The sequence below is a fragment of the Streptomyces sp. NPDC044064 genome (assembly GCF_056434245.1).
The window spans coordinates 38,939-53,695 of the sequence record NZ_JBWKFN010000024.1 but is presented as its reverse complement, the minus strand read 5'-3'; the positions used below and the strand labels follow the sequence as shown (position 1 = coordinate 53,695).

Annotated in this window: 13 protein-coding genes; 9 read left to right on the top strand and 4 right to left on the bottom strand. The window is 72.2% G+C overall.

All coding sequences use genetic code 11. The annotated features are described in order from the left end of the window. Positions 1–96: 96 nt before the first annotated feature. Positions 97–1,650, bottom strand: a complete 1,554-nt coding sequence (locus tag AC07DS_RS32500; protein ID WP_479151113.1) for an MFS transporter — start codon at positions 1,648–1,650, stop codon at positions 97–99. A gap of 97 nt (positions 1,651–1,747) precedes the next feature. Between AC07DS_RS32500 and AC07DS_RS32495 the strand changes: the two genes are divergently transcribed. The 3 genes from AC07DS_RS32495 to AC07DS_RS32485 all read left to right on the top strand — a co-directional run bounded on the left by AC07DS_RS32495 (position 1,748) and on the right by AC07DS_RS32485 (position 5,731). Beyond that, positions 1,748–2,332, top strand: a complete 585-nt coding sequence (locus AC07DS_RS32495) for a TetR/AcrR family transcriptional regulator (protein WP_479151111.1) — start codon at positions 1,748–1,750, stop codon at positions 2,330–2,332. Between the two features lie 431 nt (positions 2,333–2,763). Then, on the top strand, positions 2,764–3,843 hold the full coding sequence (locus tag AC07DS_RS32490) for a hypothetical protein (RefSeq protein ID WP_479151109.1): 1,080 nt from the start codon (positions 2,764–2,766) through the stop codon (positions 3,841–3,843). 76 nt (positions 3,844–3,919) lie between these two features. Beyond that, positions 3,920–5,731: an Ig-like domain-containing protein gene (locus AC07DS_RS32485; RefSeq protein ID WP_479151107.1), complete on the top strand. Its 1,812-nt coding sequence runs from the start codon at positions 3,920–3,922 to the stop codon at positions 5,729–5,731. Between the two features lie 58 nt (positions 5,732–5,789). On the opposite strand, the gene AC07DS_RS32480 is transcribed toward AC07DS_RS32485, so the two are convergent. Further along, a complete protein-coding gene (locus AC07DS_RS32480; RefSeq protein ID WP_479151105.1) occupies positions 5,790–7,010 on the bottom strand; it encodes a PucR family transcriptional regulator in 1,221 nt (406 codons plus the stop codon). A gap of 164 nt (positions 7,011–7,174) precedes the next feature. On the opposite strand from AC07DS_RS32480, the gene AC07DS_RS32475 reads away from it, so the two are divergent. The 3 genes from AC07DS_RS32475 (at position 7,175) to AC07DS_RS32465 (ending at position 10,758) form a co-directional block, all read left to right on the top strand. Beyond that, on the top strand, positions 7,175–8,101 hold the full coding sequence (locus AC07DS_RS32475; RefSeq protein ID WP_145883514.1) for a proline dehydrogenase family protein: 927 nt from the start codon (positions 7,175–7,177) through the stop codon (positions 8,099–8,101). A gap of 38 nt (positions 8,102–8,139) precedes the next feature. Further along, complete coding sequence (pruA, locus tag AC07DS_RS32470) at positions 8,140–9,771, top strand: L-glutamate gamma-semialdehyde dehydrogenase (RefSeq protein ID WP_479151102.1); 1,632 nt, start codon at positions 8,140–8,142, stop codon at positions 9,769–9,771. A gap of 108 nt (positions 9,772–9,879) precedes the next feature. Further along, a complete protein-coding gene (locus tag AC07DS_RS32465; RefSeq protein WP_479151100.1) occupies positions 9,880–10,758 on the top strand; it encodes an alpha/beta fold hydrolase in 879 nt (292 codons plus the stop codon). Here AC07DS_RS32465 and AC07DS_RS32460 read toward each other — a convergent pair. Next, on the bottom strand, positions 10,709–11,596 hold the full coding sequence (locus tag AC07DS_RS32460) for an alpha/beta fold hydrolase (RefSeq protein ID WP_479151098.1): 888 nt from the start codon (positions 11,594–11,596) through the stop codon (positions 10,709–10,711). The genes AC07DS_RS32465 and AC07DS_RS32460 overlap by 50 nt on opposite strands. A gap of 70 nt (positions 11,597–11,666) precedes the next feature. Here AC07DS_RS32460 and AC07DS_RS32455 point away from each other — a divergent pair, with 70 nt between their 5' ends. Beyond that, entirely contained in the window at positions 11,667–12,206 is a 540-nt protein-coding gene (locus tag AC07DS_RS32455; RefSeq protein WP_479151096.1) for a GNAT family N-acetyltransferase, read from the top strand. A 7-nt stretch (positions 12,207–12,213) separates the two neighbouring features. Here the strand turns inward: AC07DS_RS32455 and AC07DS_RS32450 are convergent, their stop codons facing one another. After that, a complete protein-coding gene (locus tag AC07DS_RS32450) occupies positions 12,214–13,206 on the bottom strand; it encodes an NADP-dependent oxidoreductase (protein WP_479151094.1) in 993 nt (330 codons plus the stop codon). A 66-nt stretch (positions 13,207–13,272) separates the two neighbouring features. Here AC07DS_RS32450 and AC07DS_RS32445 point away from each other — a divergent pair, with 66 nt between their 5' ends. Then, positions 13,273–14,214: a LysR family transcriptional regulator gene (locus AC07DS_RS32445; RefSeq protein WP_479151092.1), complete on the top strand. Its 942-nt coding sequence runs from the start codon at positions 13,273–13,275 to the stop codon at positions 14,212–14,214. A 219-nt stretch (positions 14,215–14,433) separates the two neighbouring features. Then, positions 14,434–14,565 carry a hypothetical protein gene (locus AC07DS_RS32440; RefSeq protein ID WP_145883508.1) on the top strand — a complete coding sequence of 44 codons (132 nt, stop codon included), beginning with the start codon at positions 14,434–14,436 and terminating at the stop codon, positions 14,563–14,565. The last annotated feature ends 192 nt before the right edge of the window (positions 14,566–14,757 follow it).

Genomic DNA, 14,757 nt, shown 5'->3' with positions numbered 1-14,757 from the left:
TCCATTGCTATCGTCCGCGCCCCACCACCACAATCCGCCGCGCCCCCCCCCCCCCCCCCCCCCCCCCCCCCCCGCTTCTGTGCCGGGGTGTGAGGCTCAGACCGCGGTCTGAGGAGCCGTGACGCTCTCCGGTTCCGGAGTCTCCCGGACGTGGATTCGGCGCAGGGTGGCCGCCGCCCCGACGGCCGCGAGAGACAACAGCACCGCCCCCGCGATCGCCGCGCTGTGCATGCCGGTGGTGAACGCCTCCCGGGCCGCCGTCGCCAGGGCGTCACCCGTGCGCCCCGGCAGCCGGCCGGCGACCGCGAGCGCGCCGCCGAGGGTCTCGTGGGCCTCGGCCGGGGCCGAAGACGGCATCTCGTGGCGGTAGACCGCCGTACCGATGGAGCCGAGGGCCGCCATGCCCAGCGCGCCGCCGAACTCCGTTCCCGTCTCCAGCAGTGAGGAGGCGGCGCCCGCCTGCTCCACCGGGGCCGCGCCCATGGCCAGGTCGGTCATCTGCGACATCACCATGACGATGCCGGAGGCCAGGACGCCGCAGGCCGCGAGGACGAGCCAGAGGGAGTCCGTGCCGGCCAGGGCCAGCATGCCGTAGCCCGCCGCGGCGATGGCGAAGCCCGCGGTGACAACGTAGGCGCGGTTGACGCCCTTCTGGACCAGGGCGGTCGCGATCGGGGCCGCCATGCCGATCGGCACCGAGGGCAGCAGCGACCACAGGGCCGCCTCCATCGCGCTCTTGTCGAGCACCGACTGCAGGTACTGCGTGGTGAAGAACGCGGAACCCATCATCGCGAGCGCGGAGACGAGGTTCAGGACCACCGCGGGGGCGAAGCTCCGGCCGCGGAACAGGGCCGGCGAGATCATCGGCGAGGCCGCCGTGCGCTGGCGGTGGACGAAAAGGGCCGCGAAGAGCAGGCCGACGGTGACCGAGACGACGTACTGCGGGTGCCAGCCCTCGGACGGGATCTCCTTGAGGCCGTAGATCACGGGGAGCACAGCCGCCATCGAAAGCGGCACGCTCACGAAGTCGAAGCGGCCGGGCTCCGGGTTCTTCGACTCCGGCAGCAGGATCGGGCCGAGGACCAGCAGCAGGACCATCGCGGGCAGGTTGACCAGGAAGACCGAGCCCCACCAGAAGTACTGGACCAGCACTCCGCTCAGCACGGAGCCCAGCGCGATGCCGCCGGTCATGACGCCGGACCAGATACCGATCGCCTTCGCCCGCTGCCCGGGGTCGGTGAACATCGTGCGGACCAGCGCCATCGTCGACGGCATGAGGGTCGCACCGCCGATACCGAGGACCGCGCGGGCCGCGATCAGGGTCTCGGCGCTGTTCGCGTAGGCCGCGACCAGGGACGCGGCCCCGAAGGCGGCCGCGCCGAGCAGGAGCAGCCGGCGGCGGCCGATGCGGTCGCCCAGCGAGCCCATCGTCATCAGCAGACCGGCCAGGACGAAGCCGTAGATGTCGAAGATCCACAGCTGCTGGGTGCCGCTCGGCTCCAGGTCGGCGCTGATCGAGGGGATCGCGAAGTAGAGGACCGAGACGTCCATGGAGACCAGCAGCAGCGGAAGCATCAGCACGCTGAGCGCGGTCCATTCGCGCCGGCCGGCGCGTCCGGCGGGTGAGTCGGTGCTCGTCGAGTTCGTCATGCCGATGACTGTACGAGCGTCTTAAACGCTTGTCTAGAACGCTTGTATAAGTCATGCGTCTAGGACGGCTGTATGAATCTTCGGTAGGGTGGTCCGCATGGGACATCGTGAGGATCTGCTGGAAGGCGCCAAGCGCTGCCTGCTGGAGAAGGGCTTCCTGCGCACGACCGCGCGGGACATCGTCAAGGAGTCGGGCACCAACCTGGCGTCGATCGGCTACCACTACGGGTCGAAGGACGCGCTGCTGGTGCAGGCGTACGTCTCGCTGATCGAGGGCGTGGGGGAGAGTTTCGACCCCGGTGTGGGCGGCGAGGTGACGCAGCCCCCGGGATCGCTGGAGCGGTTCCACGAGGTGTGGGCGAGCATCATCCGGGCCGTTCCCGGGTCGCGGGCGATCTGGCTGCTGAGCTTCGAACTCATCCTCCAGGGCGACCGGATCCCGCAGGTGCGCAAGCTGTTGGCCGAGGCGCAGGAGGAGGGCCGCTCGGGCCTCGTGGCCCTGTTCAGCGGGGTTCCGGAGTCCGACCTCGACAAGGGGACCGTCGAGACCGAGGGCCGCTTCTACCAGACCCTCCTCAACGGCCTGATGGTCCAGTGGCTCTTCGACCCGGACTCGGCGACCACCGCGGAGCAGCTCACCGAGGGGCTGCGACGGACGATCGCGGGAGCCGCGCAGAACTGACCCTGCCGGTCCGCGGCCGGGGCCCAGGCCGTCCGGGTAAAAGGGCGGCCAAGGATGGGTGCGCCCATTCGTTGCTTGGTGACGCCGATTTTCAACAACTCGACCGCCCGCTGGAGCATCGCACGAGCGGGTGCGGTGCGTCCGGCCGTCATGTGTGTGGTTCGTCCGAGGCGCGGAACGGCCCGACTGTGCATGCCGCATCTGCCAGGAATTTCAGCGAATTGACGCTGCAGATGCGGGCCTTAGTGGCTGATATGGTCCGCATGCTCCAGCGGCCGGAGGGCGCCCCGGGACACCCGGGAGGCGCCGCCGCCGCGGCACGGGAGCCAGCTCCCCACAGGGAGTGAGTCGGCCCATGCGACGGCCGCACGGCCCGTCGCCCCTCCGCGCGGGACCGCTTCCCGCGGCGGCACTCACAAAGGCAGGACTCGATGAGGACAAGACGTCTGCGGCAGCTCGTCACAGGAAAGACCCTGGTCGTCGGCGCCGCGCTCGCCCTCGCGGTGCCGGGCGTCGCGTACGCCAACACCGTCGGGGTCACGGTGAAGACCCCCGGCGCCACGGCCGGACCCGCCGCCACCTTCTCCGAGATCACCACCGACGCGGCCTGCGCGAGCGGCCTGGTCTCCGGCGGTGGCATCAACCAGGCCATCGGCACCGGCACTTCGTCGAACGGCAACAAGATCGACGGCACCTCGCCCAGCCCCGACGGCAGCACCGAGTACACCGGCTCCACCGGCGTGGTCGGTACCGACGTCACCCACTGGCTCGGCATCGGCGGCAGCGGAGGAGCGGTCAACGCCGCCTTCTCCAGCACCCCGTACGCCCTGTGCTTCACCAGCAACCTTGTCAACCACACCCAGGTGGTGATGAACAAGCTCGCCGGCCCGACCACCAGTGGCACGGTCGGCCTGGTCACCGCCACCTGCCCCGCGAACACCCGGCTGCTCGGCGGCGGCGCCCGCATCACGCCCGCGAGCGTCGGCAGCCTCAAGCCGATCGCGAGCTTCCCGACCTTCGACAACTCCGCGCACGACTACGGGCAGAAGGCCGCCGCCGACGGCGAGACCAACCCCGACTCCTGGACCGCGGTCGGCTGGAACGGCGGAGGCGGCAACAGCGGCAACACCACCTACGCCTACGCCATCTGCAGCGGCAACAACATCGGCATCAGCGGTACGACCGTCAAGGTGCGCTTCAGCGAGGCCAGTGGCCCCACCGCCGCGACCAGCGGCCAGACCGTGACCGTCGGCTGCGGCGGGAACGACGGCAAGCTCGTCAGCGGTGGCGCCGCGATCAGCGGAGGCAGCGTCACCACGACCGACTTCACCGGCCCCGGCTCCGTCGGCGACCACCTCAACGGCAGCTACCCCAGCGACTCCGGAGGCACCCCGGTCGCGGACGGCACCACCACGGCCGCGTACTGGTCCGCCGTCACCCACACCGGCGGCGGCAGCTCGCCGAGCACCTCCTCCGACGTCTGGGCCCTGTGCGCCGACGACGGCGTCTGAACCGCCGCGCGAGCCGGCGCCCACACGGCGCCGGCTCTGCTCCCCGATGATCCGACTCCTGCCTCAGGGAACCCCGTTGAGCCTCCTCAGAACCACCCTCCTGCCCGCGGTGGGCGCGGCCGGCCTGATCGCGGCGGTCCTCGCGCCGCTGCCGGCCGGGGCCGCCGTGCCGGCCGGCCCCGCCGACTCCGCCGACGTCGCCCCCGCCTCGCCCTGCGGCGCCGGCGGCCTGTTCACCACCACCCCGCCCACCTGCACCTACAACACCGCCGGGACGGACGTCTTCACCGTGCCGGACGGGGTGGACGCCATCGGCATCGACCTGTACGGCGCCGAGGGCGGCGGCGCGGCCGGTTTCGTCGCCCCCAACCCGCCGAACACCGGGGCACCGGGCGGACTCGGTGGCGAGACCCGGGCCCGGCTGGCCGTCACCGCGGGCCAGAAGCTCCAGCTCACAGTGGGGGCCGCCGGCATCCCGGGCACCTCGCGGCACGGCGAGTTCGCCCGGCCCGGCGGCTTCGGCCACGGGTCCGGCGGCGGCGGCGCCCACGGCGGCGGTGGTTCAGGCGGCGGCGCCTCCGACGTCCGGGTGGGCGACTTCGGTGCCGCCGACCGGGTCCTGGTGGCGGGCGGCGGCGGAGGCGCGGGCAACGGCGGGCCCCTTCTGCGCGGAGGGGACGGCGGCGGCCCGGTCGGCCGGGACGGCGGCCAGGGCGGCGGACCCGACGGCTCCGGCGTCGCCGGCGGCGGGGGCAGCCGGACCACGCCCGGCACCGGCAGTCCCAACTCGGCCCTCGGCGGCCCCGGCGGCGCCGCGAGCGACACCGACCCCAACACCGGTCTCCCCAACCCCGGAAGCGGCGGCCCCGGTGGCAACGGTGCCCGGGGCGGCAACGGAGGCGGCGGAGGCGGCGGAGGCTGGTTCGGCGGCGGAGGAGGCTCCGGCGGCGGCAACCCGGACAACCTCTACGGGGCCGGTGGCGGCGGTGGAAGCAGCTACGCGACACCTGAAGCGTCCGAGGTCTCGCTGCTCCAGGGCGTCAACCAGGGCACCGGCAAGGCGGTCGTCTCCTTCCGCTACCTGACCGCCGTCTCGCTCACCCCGGACACGTCCACCCCGCTGTTCGGTCACGCCGTCACCCTCACCGCCACCGTCGACCCGGTGAACCCCGCCGCAGGCACCCCGGGCGGCACGGTGACCTTCTCGGACGGCACGACCGCGCTGGCGACCGTGCCGCTCGACGGCGGCCGGGCCCGCTTCACCACCAGCGGGCTCCGCCCCGGCTCCCACGCGATCACCGCCACCTACGGCGGCGACCCCGCCTTCACCCCGGCGGCGACCGACGGCCCTGTCGACCTCACGGTCGGCTTCAGCCGGCCCTGCATCACCACGGCCCACCAAGGTGTCCTGACCGTCCCCGCCGACCAGGCGATCTGCATCGGCTCGGGCGGCAGCCAGGACGGCAAGGTCACGGTGCGGCCCGGCGGATCGCTCGCCGTCTCGGACGCCCGGATCACCGGAGCCGTCACCGCGGACGGGGCCCTCGCCCTCGCCGTCTGCCGGTCGACGCTCACCGGGCCCCTCACCGTCGGACACAGCACCGGCTACATACGCATCGGCGGCGGCACGACGGCCTGCGCGGGCAACGTCGTCCGGGGACCGCTGACCCTGGACGACGGCACCGGCGGCATCGGGGTCGTCGGCAACGAGGTGACCGGCGCCGTGCGCATCACCGGCAACAGCGGCAGCGGCCTGCTGCCCGACGAGGCCACACCCGCGTTCGTGGGCAACCGGGTCGACGGCCCGCTCTCCTGCGAAGACAACCGGCCCGTCCTGGACCAGAGCGACAACACGGTGAGCGGGCCGCGGTCCGGACAGTGCCGCTGATCCGGACCCCGGCGCGGGTCCGGATCAGCCGCCCGATGCCGACGCCCGGCGCCGGCGGCTACAGCCGGGACCTCTTCAGCGCCATGTGCAGCAGCAGCCGGTCCTCGCCGTCGTCCAGGTCCAGGCCCGTCAGCTGTTCCACACGGGAGAGGCGGTAGTAGAGGGTCTGGCGGTGGATGCCCAGCTCCGCCGCGGCGCGGCCGGCCTGGCCCGCGCGGTCCAGGTAGACCTCGGCCGTGCGGGCCAGCTCCTGGTGGGCGGGGGAGAGGAGGGGTGCGACGGCCGGGTCGTGGGTGGCCTCCGCGGGCAGCGCGGTCAGCAGGCGGTACGGGCCGATGCCCCGCCACTCGGCCACGGGGCCGAACCTCGGCTCGGCCAGGGCGGCGCGCGCGGCGGCGGCGGCCTCCTGCCAGACCGTGCCCAGTTCGGCGAGTCCGCCGCGGGGTTCGCCGACACCGGCGGCGGCCCTGCCCCCGCCCGACCGCGTCCCCTCCGCCTCCTTCAGCAGCCGGGAGGCCGCCGTCAGCGCGGGTGCCGCCACATCGGTCGAGCGCAGCCGCACCAGGATCGCGAGGCTCTGACCGGCCGTCCCCCACGGCACCGTGCACAGGGCCGTGGCGTGCGGGACCGTACGCGGTGACGGGGCCTGCGCCGGGTCGGCCGAGGGCCATGGCGCGATGCAGACCACCGTGTGGGGGGCGTCGGCACGGCTCCCGAGGGCGGTGCGGAGTTCCATCACCGCCGAGTCCCGCTGCCACCCGCTCTCCGCGGTCAGCACGGCCCGCAGCTCCCGGCCCAGACCGGCTCCCGCCTGCGCCTCGTCGGCGAGCAGGGCGCCGATCCGGCCCGTCACCTGCATGGCGGCGGTCAGCTGCGCGTCCGTCGGACCCGGGTCGTAGTCCAGCAGCCAGACGTAGCCGAGGACGACACCCCGATGGCGCACCGGTAGACAGATGCGGCCGCGGTAGACGCCGGCCTCCGGGGTCGGCGGGATCCGCACCGGCCCCGTCGCGCGCGTGATGCCGAAGCCCTCGAACCACGCCCGCACCGTCGCCGTGGAGCGCCGGGTCAGGATCGAGCGGGTGCGCACAGGGTCCAGCGCCGAGGGATCCAGGTCGCCCTCACTGTCGTACGCGCCGAAGGCGATCAGCTCGAAGTCCCGGTTCTCCAGGGTCGCGGGCGCCCCCAGCAGTTCCGAGATCTCGTCCACCAGCTCCTGATAATCGCCCACGCTTCCAAAGGATGCTGCATCCGCCGCCACGCAGGCATCTTCGCGCATTTCCGCGCCGCCTTCATACATATGTCTGAGATCCGGTGCACGGATGCGTGACAGCTGTCGATGGCCGACGATCGAAGAGATCCTTAGGTTTCACGGTGGTTCTCCGTGCCGTACCCGAATCGTCGGGTGGCGGCCGTTCTGGTGCTTGTCTGTGGAGGTGCCCCGTGCTGGGTCCCGTGATTCTCGCCGCGTCGCGCAGCGACCGGATGCGACGCCTTATCTCGGCGGCCCCGGTGACCAAGCAGGTCGTCGACCGCTTCATCCCGGGCGAGACCGTCGACGACATCGTCCCGATCATCAGCGACCTGACGGCCAAGGGCCTGGAGCTGACGATGGACGTCGTCGGCGAGGACATCACCACCCCCGAGCAGGCCACCGCCGCCCGGGACGCCTATCTGCTGCTGATCGACCGGCTGCGCGAGCTGGAGCTCGGCGAGAAGGTCGAGATGTCCGTCAAGCTGTCGATGTTCGGGCAGGCCCTGGAGGGCGGCCACGAGCTGGCGCTCGCCAACGTCCGCCCGGTCGTCGTGGCCGCCGCAGCCATCGGTACGACCGTCACGCTGGACGCCGAGGACCACACCACCCTGGACTCGATGTTCGCCATCCACGAGGAGCTGCGGAAGGACTTCCCGCAGACCGGCTGCGTCATCCAGGCCTACCTCTTCCGCACCGAGGCCGACGCCCGTCGCCTCGCCGAGGCCGGCAGTCGTGTCCGCCTCGTGAAGGGCGCCTACAAGGAGCCCGCCGAGGTCGCCTACCAGCAGAAGCACGAGATCGACAAGGCCTACGTGCGCATCCTGAAGACGCTGATGGAGGGCGAGGGCTACCCGATGATCGGGTCCCACGACCCGCGCCTCATAGCCATCGCGCAGGAGCTGGCGCACCAGGCCGGGCGCAAACTGGACGAGTACGAGTTCCAGATGCTCTACGGCATCCGCGGCGACGAGCACCTGCGGCTGGCCGCCGAGGGTCACCGCATGCGCGTCTACACCGCCTACGGCACCGACTGGTACGGCTACTTCATGCGCCGTCTCGCGGAGAAGCCGGCCAACCTGCGCTTCTTCCTCCGGTCGATGGTCAGCAAGGGCTAGCCCGAACACCCGCTCACGTACAAGGAGTTACGGATCTCATGGACGCTGTGACCCAGGTCCCCACGCCCGTCAACGAGCCGGTGCACGGCTACGCCCCCGGCTCGCCCGAGCGCGCCCGTCTGGAGGTCAAGCTCAAGGAGCTGGCCGAGAACCCGATCGACCTGCCGATGACCATCGGCGGCGAGCGGCGGATGGGCGGCGGCGAGACCATCCAGGTGGTCCAGCCGCACAACCACAAGGCCGTCATCGGCACCCTGCGCAACGCCACCCAGCAGGACGCCCAGGACGCCGTCGACGCGGCCCTGGCCGCCGCGCCGGCCTGGCGTGCGATGTCCTTCGACGACCGCGCTGCGATCATCCTGCGCGCCGCCGAGCTGCTGTCCGGCCCCTGGCGCGAGACCATCGCCGCCTCCACCATGCTCGGCCAGTCCAAGACGGCCCAGCAGGCCGAGATCGACACCCCCTGCGAGCTGGTCGACTTCTGGCGCTTCAACGTCCACTACGCCCGCCAGATCCTCGCCGAGCAGCCCCCGGCGAACTCCCCGGGCGTGTGGAACCGCATGGACCACCGCCCGCTGGAGGGCTTCGTCTACGCGATCACGCCCTTCAACTTCAGCGCCATCGCGGGCAACCTGCCCACCGCGCCCGCGCTGATGGGCAACGTGGTCGTGTGGAAGCCGTCGCCCACCCAGACCCACGCCGCCGTGCTCCTCATGCAGCTGCTGGAGGAGGCCGGTCTGCCCAAGGGCGTCATCAACCTCGTCACCGGTGACGGCATCGAGGTCTCCAAGGTCGCCCTGGTCCACCGCGACCTCGCCGGCATCCACTTCACCGGCTCGACCAAGACCTTCCAGTACCTGTGGAAGACGGTCGGCAACAACATCGAGAAGTACCGCTCCTACCCGCGTCTGGTCGGCGAGACCGGCGGCAAGGACTTCCTCGTCGCCCACCCGAGCGCGGACCGCGCCGTCCTGAAGACCGCCCTCACCCGCGGTGCCTTCGAGTACCAGGGCCAGAAGTGCAGCGCGACCTCCCGTGCCTACATCCCGGCCTCCATCTGGAACTCGGGCTTCAAGGAGGAGTTCGCGGCCGAGGTCGACTACCTGACCATGGGTGACGTCACCGACCTGTCGAACTTCATCGGCGCCGTGATCGACGACCGTGCCTTCGCCAAGAACAAGGCCGCGATCGACCGCGCCAAGGAGGACCCGACCTGCACGATCGTCGCGGGCGGCACCTACGACGACTCGGTCGGCTACTTCGTCCGCCCGACGGTCATCGAGTCCACCGACCCGGAGAACGAGATCTTCCGCACCGAGTACTTCGGTCCGGTCCTCGGCATCCACGTCTACGAGGACGACAAGTACGACGAGATGCTGGAGCAGATGGAGTCGGTCTCCGACTACGCCCTGACCGGCTCGGTCATCTCCAACGACCGCGCGGCCGCCGCGTACACGATGGAGAAGCTGCGCTACGCGGCCGGCAACTTCTACATCAACGACAAGTCGACCGGCGCCGTCGTCGGCCAGCAGCCCTTCGGCGGCGGCCGTTCCTCCGGCACCAACGACAAGGCCGGTGCCCCGCAGAACCTGATGCGCTGGACCCTGACCCGCGCCATCAAGGAGACGCTGGTCGCGCCGACCGACTACACGTACCCGCACATGGGCTGATCCTCAGCCGCCCCCGAACGACGGGCCGGGAAACCTGACATCCGAGCAGGGTTCCCGGCCCGTTTCCAATTTCCCCGTCCCGTCTTCCCGCCCCGTCACACTGGACCCATGACGGTCATGACGGACGACGGAGTACGGCTGTGGGCCGAGCGGTCGGGCGGTGCGGGCGATCCGCTGGTGCTGTGCCACGGCGGACCGGGCCTGTGGGACATGTTCGGTGACGTGGCCGGGCTGCTCGCGGACGTGACCCCGGTGATCCGCTGGGACCAGCGCGGCTGCGGGCGGTCGGAGCGCTGCGACGGTCCGTGGACGAGCGAGCGGTTCGTCGCGGACCTTGACGCCGTACGACGGCACTTCGGGCTGGAGCGGATGGCGCTGCTCGGCCACTCCTGGGGTGCGCAGCTGGCGCTGAGCTACGCCCTGGCGCATCCGGACCGGGTCGGCTCGCTGGTGTACGTCGCGGGCACGGGCATCGGCCCGGACTCCGACTGGTACGGCGCCTACCACCACAACTTCCTCACCCGCCTCGCCGACCACCCCGAACGCCTGGTCCGCTGGCGGGAGCTGACGGCCCGCGCACAGCGCACCGAGGAGGAGGAGCGGGAGCGCGCGGTCCTGCAGTGGTCCGTGGAGTTCGAGGACCGGGACGGGGCCCTGGGGCCCGCCGGGCGCATGGCCGAGCCGTGGTTCGGGATCAACTCCGAGTCCAACACGGTGCTGGGCGAGGAGCGCAAGCGTGTCTGGGGAACCCCGGCGCTGTACACCGCCTGCCAGAAGCTCGACGTGCCGGTTCTGATCATCGACGGCGCCCGGGACATCCGGCCGCGCGCTGCCGTCGACTCCCTCGCCGAGGCCCTGCCCCAAGCCCGGCGGGTGATCCTCCCGGACGCCGGGCACCTGCCGTGGGCGGAGGACCCGAAGGGCTTCCGGGAGACGCTCAGGCAGTGGCGGCAGCGGGCAGATGCCGGCCGAGAAAGTCCCGCATGAGGGCGGCGATCTGGTCCGCGTGCGTCTCCAGGGCGAAGTGCCCGGCCGGCAGGAGATGCACCTCGGCCCTCGGCAGGTCCCGCTGGAAGGCGAGCGCGCCCGCGGGCACGAAGATCTCGTCGTGCGCGCCCCAGACCGCGAGCAGCGGCACCCGGCTGGTGCGGAAGTACTCGTGGAAGGCCGGATAGAGGGCGAAGTTCGAGCCGTAGTCGGAGATCAGATCGAGCTGGATCTCCGGCTGGCCGGGCCGGGCCATCAGCGCCGCGTCGTGCTCGTACGCGTCGGGGCTGACCAGTGACGGGTCCGGAACCCCGTGCAGGTACTGCCACTTGATCCCGTCCGGGCTGCTGATCTCCCGGACCGGTGCCTCGGTTTCGGGCGTCCGCTCCGCGATCAGCGCGAGCACCGGCGCCCAGGCCTGCTCGCCGAGCCCTTCCTCGTAGGCGTTGCCGTTCTGCGTGACGATCGCCGTCACCCGCTCGGGGTGGGCGAGGGCCAGGCGCAGGCCGATCGGGGCGCCGTAGTCCTGGATGTACAGGGCGAACTCCTTCAGCCCCAGCTGCTCGGTGAACTCCCCGGTGATCGCGGCCAGCTCGTCGAAGCGGTACGTGAACTCCGTGGCCGCCGGGGCCGCGGTCCGGCCGAAGCCGATGTGGTCGGGGGCGATCACTCGGTAGCAGTCGGCGAGCAGCGGGATCAGCTCGCGGAACATGTGCGAGCTGCTCGGGAAGCCGTGCAGGAGCAGCAGGACCGGTGCGTCTTCCGGGCCCGCCTCGCGGTAGTACACGTCGAGGCCGCGGACGGTGACGGTGCGGTGGTGAACCTGGTGAATCGACATGACAGCAGTGCATCACGCTCTCACCTAACCAGTCAAGAGGCTTTTAGCGGTTAGATGCGACCCTTGCTCCATGACCCTTCGCCTGCGTACCGCCCACACGGCCGACCTCGACCCCGCCGACCTCGGCGCCGCCCGCGCCCTCCTGGACGAGGCCTTCGACGGGGACTTCGCCGACCAGGACTGGGACCACGGCCTCGGCGGCATGCATGCCCTCGTCCACGACGGTGCCGGTCTCGCCGCGCACGGCTCGGTCGTGATGCGCCGGATACGGCACCAGGGGCGCTGGCTGCGCGCCGGATACGTGGAGGCGGTCGCCGTACGGGCCGACGTGCGCCGTACCGGGCTCGGCGGGCGGGTGATGGCCGAGCTGGAACGGATCGTCGACCGGGCCTACGACCTCGGAGCGCTCTCCGCGAGCGAGGACGGTGCCCCGCTGTACACCGCCCGCGGCTGGCAGCGGTGGAGCGGTCACGTCTGTGCCCTCTCGCCGGACGGCATCGTCCGCCTGCCGGAGGAGGAAGGGGGCCTCCACGTCAGGCCCGGGCTCGCCGGACCCCTGGACCCGGCCCATGCGCTCGTCCTCGACTGGCGTGACGGGGACGTCGCCTGACGGCGCATCACGCCCTGCGGACCAGGATCTTCCCCGTGTTGCCGCCCCGCAGCATCAGCAGGAACGCCTCCACGATCAGCTCGAACCCGTCCACCACCGTCTCGTCGGCCGCGAGCGCCCCGCTGCGCAGATGCGGTACGGCGAAGTCGTACAGCTCCTCCTGCACGTCCCGGTAGCCGCTCACCAGGAAGCCCTCGATGCGCAGGCTCTTCTCCACGACGTCCGAGTGGTTGAAGACGACCGGTGGTGCGTCCGGGGTGTTGTACCTGCTGATCGTGCCGACCCGCACCACCCGGCCCCGCTCCCGCAGGGCGCCGATCGCCGCACCGAGGTGGTCGCCGCCGACGCTGTCGACGAACAGGTCGATGCCGTCCGGGGCGGCCGCCGTGAGGAGTTCGGCGACGGGGGCGCGGTGGTAGTCGAAGGCGGCGTCGTAACCGACCTCCTCCGTCAGGTACTTGACCTTCTCCGCCGATCCCGCGCTGCCGATCAGCCGGCCCGCGCCCAGCAGCCGGGCGAAGCGGCCGGTGGCCGTGCCGACCCCGCCCGCCGCGCCGGAGACGAACACGTCGGCGCCCGCCCGTAGTTGTGCGATCCGGGTGAGACCGACGTAGGCGGTCAGGCCCGTGCCGCCCAGCACGCTCAGGTGCGCCGACAGCGGTACGCCCGCGTGGTGGGGGAGCCGCCTGACCTCCTCGGGGCGGACCACGGAGTGGGTGCGCCAGCCCTGCCGGTGGAAGACGATCTCGCCCTCGGGGAGCGCCGGGGTGCGGGAGGCGACGACCCGGCCGAGGGTGCGGCCCTCCAGCGGGGCGTTCAACTCGAAGTCGCCGTCCATCATTTCGCGGTGGTAGGGGTCGACGGACCAGTACAGGTTCTCCAGCAGAGCCGTGCCCGGAGCCGGCTCGGGCACGGGGGACTCGACGAAGCGGAAGTGGTCTGCGGTCGGGAAGCCGGCCGGACGGGCGGTCTGCTGCACGGTGAGTGCGATATCGGTCATGGCAGGGACCGTAGGAAGGAATGCCGGGGCCGGGCAGAGGGTTGCGTTCATGGAACGCGGTGATCCATGAACCGCCCTCATAGACGCAGGTGGGAGCCCCGAGTGACAGCAGCCGACCTTACCCCGCAGGAGCTGAGGATCCTCGTCGCCGTCGCCGACGAGGGCGGCTTCTCGGCCGCGGCCGGCCGGCTCGGGGCCACCCAGTCCGCCGTCTCCCACGCCGTGCGCGGCATCGAGCGCAAGCTGGGCGTCGTCCTCTTCGAGCGCGGCCGGTTCGGCGCCCGGCCGACGCCCGGCGGGGAGCGGGCGGCGGCTCATGCCCGGCGCGTGCTGCGGATGCTCCGGGCGCTGGCCGCCGACGCCCGGGGCGCGGGCACCGGCGAGGCCACCGGTGCACTGCGCGTCGCCGCCTTCCGCAGCGCCGCCCTGCATCTGCTGCCGCCGGCCCTGGAGCGGCTCGCCGAACGGCACCCGGGCATCGAGGTGACCGTCACCGTCGTACGGGAACTGGGCCCCGGCACCGCGGGCGCCGTCGCCGAAGGGCGGGCCGACCTCGGGATCGCCACCCTCGGCGGCGGCTCGCCTCTGCCCGCCGGGCTGGTCGGCGACGTGCTGCTGGAGGAGCCGTACTCCCTGGTCCACCCCGCAGGACACCCGGCGCCGCGCACCCTCCCGCTGGTCGACTGGATGGAGAACTGCGGCTCCTGCACCCGCGAGTGGTGGGCCGCCCAGGACTGGATCCCGGCCGCGACCGTGCGCGCCGAGGACGACGGGGCGGTGCTGTCGATGGTGGGCAGCGGTCTCGGCATGGCCATCATGCCCGCGCTCTCCCTCACCGGGGCCCCGCCCGCGGTGGCCGTCACCGACCTCGGACCCGAGCGGCCGTCCCGCTCCGTCGGCTACGTCACCACCCCGGAACTGGCCGCCACCTCCGCCGTTCGGGCGCTCGTCCGGGAGCTGCGCTCACTCCATCCGCGGACGGCAAAAGCACAGGTCGCAGCGGTGTGACCCAGTCCACCGTCTCAGATAGTAGGAAGTCCGAGTAATTGTGCAGACAGGCTCGGCCGGCTCCCTTACTTTTGTAGGAGCCGAACGTCTCGCTCGATCAAGCGAATGGCGGTCGTGAGCCGGGCCCCGTGCAGGCAACCCCTGCGGCACCGCTCCCCGCCCATCCGGCGTCTCGCACCCCCCTTGCCGCACTCCGGTTTGCCGAAGGAGTCGATTTCCATGGCCGAGACGACCGTCCGCCGCCGAGTCCGCCACGTGTCCCGCACGAGCGAGTCCGAGCGCCAGAACGCCGCCGCCGCCCTCCAGCGTGCCCTCGACCGCCGCGACAACGGCGGCGAGACCGGCCACTGAGCCGCCTCGGCCGCCGAAGCCGCCGGTGAGCCGTCACTGATCCGGGAGCCGCACCCTCCCCGCTCCGGGCTTCGCTGGAGCGGGGAGAACCCCCATGGTGGGGGGGGGGGGGGGGGGGGGGGGGGGGGGGGGGGGGGGGGGGTCGGGTGCGGGGGGGGGGGGGGGGGGGGGGGGGGGGGGTGACGTCGGCAG

Coding starts and splice junctions, on each gene's coding strand:
- AC07DS_RS32500 (WP_479151113.1), bottom strand. CDS start 1,650: ATGACGAACTCGACGAGCACCGACTCACCCGCCGGACGCGCCGGCCGG.
- AC07DS_RS32495 (WP_479151111.1), top strand. CDS start 1,748: ATGGGACATCGTGAGGATCTGCTGGAAGGCGCCAAGCGCTGCCTGCTG.
- AC07DS_RS32490 (WP_479151109.1), top strand. CDS start 2,764: ATGAGGACAAGACGTCTGCGGCAGCTCGTCACAGGAAAGACCCTGGTC.
- AC07DS_RS32480 (WP_479151105.1), bottom strand. CDS start 7,010: ATGCGCGAAGATGCCTGCGTGGCGGCGGATGCAGCATCCTTTGGAAGC.
- pruA (WP_479151102.1), top strand. CDS start 8,140: ATGGACGCTGTGACCCAGGTCCCCACGCCCGTCAACGAGCCGGTGCAC.
- AC07DS_RS32465 (WP_479151100.1), top strand. CDS start 9,880: ATGACGGTCATGACGGACGACGGAGTACGGCTGTGGGCCGAGCGGTCG.
- AC07DS_RS32460 (WP_479151098.1), bottom strand. CDS start 11,596: ATGTCGATTCACCAGGTTCACCACCGCACCGTCACCGTCCGCGGCCTC.
- AC07DS_RS32455 (WP_479151096.1), top strand. CDS start 11,667: ATGACCCTTCGCCTGCGTACCGCCCACACGGCCGACCTCGACCCCGCC.
- AC07DS_RS32450 (WP_479151094.1), bottom strand. CDS start 13,206: ATGACCGATATCGCACTCACCGTGCAGCAGACCGCCCGTCCGGCCGGC.
- AC07DS_RS32445 (WP_479151092.1), top strand. CDS start 13,273: ATGAACCGCCCTCATAGACGCAGGTGGGAGCCCCGAGTGACAGCAGCC.
- AC07DS_RS32440 (WP_145883508.1), top strand. CDS start 14,434: ATGGCCGAGACGACCGTCCGCCGCCGAGTCCGCCACGTGTCCCGCACG.